This is a genomic window from Mesorhizobium sp. M7A.F.Ca.CA.003.01.2.1 (assembly GCF_003998945.1).
GTDB lineage: Bacteria > Pseudomonadota > Alphaproteobacteria > Rhizobiales > Rhizobiaceae > Mesorhizobium > Mesorhizobium ciceri.
Genome location: NZ_RZRA01000585.1, coordinates 1 through 3,618 on the forward strand (window position 1 = coordinate 1; position 3,618 = coordinate 3,618).

The window sequence follows — 3,618 nt, forward strand, 5'->3', positions numbered from 1 at the left end:
GGCTACGACTGATCCGCACCCAGAATGTCGGCCCTGCCTCCTTTCGCGACCTGATCAACCGCTTCGGCTCAGCCGAAGCGGCGCTTGAAATACTGCCGGAACTGATGATTTCGGGCGGCGCCATCCGGATCGCCCGCATCCCGTCCGTTGCCGAGGCCGAGGCCGAACTGGAAACAGCTGGAAAGGCCGGCGCCCGCTTTGTCGGCATCGGTGAAGCAGACTACCCACCCCTCTTGCGCAACATGGATCATCCGCCGCCCCTGCTGGCGGTAAAGGGCAACGCAGCTGTTTTCCGGCTGCCGGGTGTCGCCATAGTCGGGGCACGCAACGCGTCGCTGGCCGGCATCAAGATGGCGCGCATGCTGGCAGCCGACCTCGGCCGCGACGGCTACGCAATCGTCTCCGGCCTGGCGCGCGGCATCGACACAGCGGCGCATCAGGGCAGTCTTGCGACCGGCACGATCAGCGTGCTGGCCGGCGGCCTCGACCAGCCTTATCCGCCTGAAAATGCAGGCCTGTGCGAAGAGATTGCCGAGCGTGGCGCCATCATTTCGGAGATGCCGTTCGGCTGGCAGCCGCGCGCTCAGGATTTTCCGCGCCGCAACCGCCTTGTCGCGGGTGCGGTCCTTGGGCTGGTGGTGGTCGAGGCAGCGCAACGCTCTGGGTCCCTGATCAGCGCCAGGCTTGCCGGCGAAATGGGCCGACTGGTCTTCGCTGTACCGGGCTCACCGCTCGATCCACGCGCCGCCGGCGCCAATGGCCTGCTCAAGGATGGCGCCACCCTGGTCACCGAGGCATCGGATATTTCCAGGGCAATCGCGCCGCTGACCGGCATGCGGGCGCCCGACGTGCCGCCGTTCGAAGAGCCGCCCGACTTCTTGGCCGCACCACCGCCCGGCGAAAGCGATCGCGCCCGAGTCATCGAGGCGCTCGGCCCGACGCCCGTCTCGGTCGACGAGATCATCCGCCACACTGGCCTGCACCCGGCCCAAGTGTTCATGGTGCTGCTGGAACTCGACCTCGCCGGCCGGCTAGAACGCCATGCGGGAGGACATGTTTCGCTGGTGTTTGGGGATTCTTCTGTCTGACCGACACCTCCGGTGTGACGCTGTTCGCTTCCCAGCAAGAAGATTCGCCCACGTCATCCGGGGACAGAAAAAACGCACCAACCAGATTTACAACTGACATGTTAGTGAGATATCACTGCCTTCGAACTTCTTTTCGGAGACTCCCGGTGACATCACGTTTTGGCCTTTCGGCCGCCCTCGCCACGCCTTTCGATGCCTCCGGGCAGATCGCCACCGCCCTCATGGTCGCCCAGGCCAAGCGTTGCCTGGCGGAGGGGTGCACCAGTGTTACGCTTTTTGGCACCACCGGCGAAGGCGCATCGGTTGGCACCGGGGAGCGGCGGTCGGTGACCGAAGCCATGCTGGCTGCCGGCATCCTGCCGCATCAGCTTGTTGCCGGCGTGCTGGTCGATGCGGCCGAAGACGCCGCTGAGCAGGCCCGGCATGCCTTGCAGCGCGGCGCCCGCAACATTCTGCTGGCGCCGCCGAGCTACTTCAAGAATGTCGGCGACGATGGTCTTTTCGGCTGGTTTTCCACTGTCTTTGCCGTGCTCGGTCCCCTCGCCCGTGGCGTTCTGCTCTACAACATTCCGTCGGTCACCATGGTGCAGCTCTCGCTTGACCTGATCGGCCGATTGCGTACGGCTTTTCCGGATGTCATTGCGGGGGTCAAGGATTCCGGCGGGGATTGGGACTACAGCGAGGCGCTGCTCGGCGCCCATGGCGATCTGGTGATCTTGATCGGTGACGAGCGGCATCTGGCACGAGCCGTGCGAATTGGTGCTCAAGGCGCAATCTCCGGCATGGCCAATTTCGTTACCAGCGAAATCCGGGCCATGGCCGGGGACGGGCGCGACGACACACGCGTCGAGCGTTTCGTGCTCGAATTGCTCAAACACCCGGTAACGCCGGCGGTGAAGGTCATGGTGGCGCGCAAAACCGGCGACGACCGCTGGCTGGCGGTCCGTCCGCCGCTGGAGCCGATCGGTTCGCAGGGGCGACAACAGCTGGCTGACGCCTATGATGGGCTGTTTGCCAGGGAATCAGCCTGACCGGCAAAGGGATACGCGCTGAAATGGAAGACGGCAGCGAGCCGACCACGCTTAGGGAAAAAGCCTATGCCAGCTTCACGCGGCATTTGCTGGCCCGCGATCTGCTGCCGGGCCAGTTCGTATCGCAGCGCGAACTGGTCGCCTTCACCGGTCTGCCGCTCGGCGCCATTCGCGAAATCGTGCCGCGTCTCGAGGCCGAAGGGCTTCTGACGACGATCCCGCAGCGCGGCATGCAGATCGCCCATATCGACATCAGCCTGATCCGCGAGGCTTTTCAGTTCCGCCTGTTCATGGAACGCGAAGCGGTGGCGCTGTTCACCGTCAGCGCTTCCGATGACGAACTTGCCCGCCTGCGGCGTGAACACGAGGAGATGCTGGCTCAAGCCCTTTCGCAGGCGCCGACGCCGGAAATGGAAGCCAGGGCGCAGAGCATCGACTGGGCGATGCACGACACTTTCATCGATGCGCTGGGCAACGAGATCATCGCCAAGGCCTATCTGGTCAACTCGGTGAAGATCCGGCTGATCCATCAGGAGCGCTTCCGCATCGACGGGCGCGTCGTGCCGGTCATGCGTGAGCACCTTGCGGTCATCGAAGCCATGGAAAGCCGCGACCCGCAGAAGGCGGTCGAGGCGATCAGCCTGCACATCGACAAGGCGCGCCGGCTGGCGCTGCAAATCTGAGGAAGCATGAGCCGCGTCGCGGTCGCGACGCATTCGACAACGACAGCAACCGGGAGGAAGAAATGTCGTCCAATCTGTTCAACCCAACCAGGAGGCAACTCCTCCAGGGAACCGCGGCACTTGCCGCCGCCGGCCTTGTGGGTGTTCGCCCAGGCTTTGCCGCGGCCGTCGACTGGAAGCGCTTTGCCGGCACGACGCTCGACGTCAATCTGGTGAAAAGCCCGCGCAGCGACACCCTGATAAAATATCTCGCCGAGTTCGAGGAGTTGACCGGGATCAAGGTCAATGCCGAGGCAACGCCTGAGCAGCAGCAGCGCCAGAAGACGGTGATCGAATTGAGCTCCGGCAAGCCGAGCTTCGACGTCGTGCATCTGAGCTACCATGTGCAGAAGCGGCAGTTCGAAAAAGGCGGCTGGCTTGCCGACATATCAGGCTATCTCGCCGACCCCACCCTTACCGATCCGGGTCTGGTCGAAAACGATTTCGCCGACGCCGGCATGCTGTTCGCCAAGGACGGTCAGGGCGTGCTGCGCTCGCTGCCCTTCTCGGTCGACTACTGGATCGTTTACTGGAACAAGGAGTTGTTCGAGGCCAAGGGCCTCAAATATCCCGAAACCTTCGAGCAGCTGGTGGCCGCGGCCGAGGCGCTGACCGACCCGTCGACCAATACTTATGGTTTCGTCGCCCGCGGCATCAAGAACGCCAACACGCCGGTGTGGACATCGCTCATGCTCGGCTACGACATGACGCCACTCGACGCTCAGGGCAAGCTGCGCACGACGTCGCCCGAGGCGATCGAGGCCGCCGGGCTCTACC

4 protein-coding genes are annotated in these 3,618 nt (G+C 64.0%); all 4 read left to right on the forward strand.

All coding sequences use genetic code 11. The features are described from left to right. Positions 1-1,088, forward strand: a 1,088-nt coding sequence (gene dprA, locus EN969_RS21605) for a DNA-processing protein DprA (protein ID WP_127308172.1), incomplete at its 5' end; no start/stop codon positions are given. 146 nt (positions 1,089-1,234) lie between these two features. Beyond that, positions 1,235-2,119, forward strand: coding sequence for a dihydrodipicolinate synthase family protein (locus EN969_RS21610; RefSeq protein WP_063167950.1), 885 nt, complete (start codon positions 1,235-1,237; stop codon positions 2,117-2,119). Between the two features lie 23 nt (positions 2,120-2,142). Further along, positions 2,143-2,802 carry a GntR family transcriptional regulator gene (locus tag EN969_RS21615; protein WP_063167949.1) on the forward strand — a complete coding sequence of 220 codons (660 nt, stop codon included), beginning with the start codon at positions 2,143-2,145 and terminating at the stop codon, positions 2,800-2,802. Between the two features lie 62 nt (positions 2,803-2,864). Continuing rightward, positions 2,865-3,618: extracellular solute-binding protein (locus EN969_RS21620; RefSeq protein ID WP_127419374.1), on the forward strand; the 754-nt coding region annotated here is incomplete at its 3' end.

Coding starts and splice junctions, on each gene's coding strand:
- EN969_RS21615 (WP_063167949.1), top strand. CDS start 2,143: ATGGAAGACGGCAGCGAGCCGACCACGCTTAGGGAAAAAGCCTATGCC.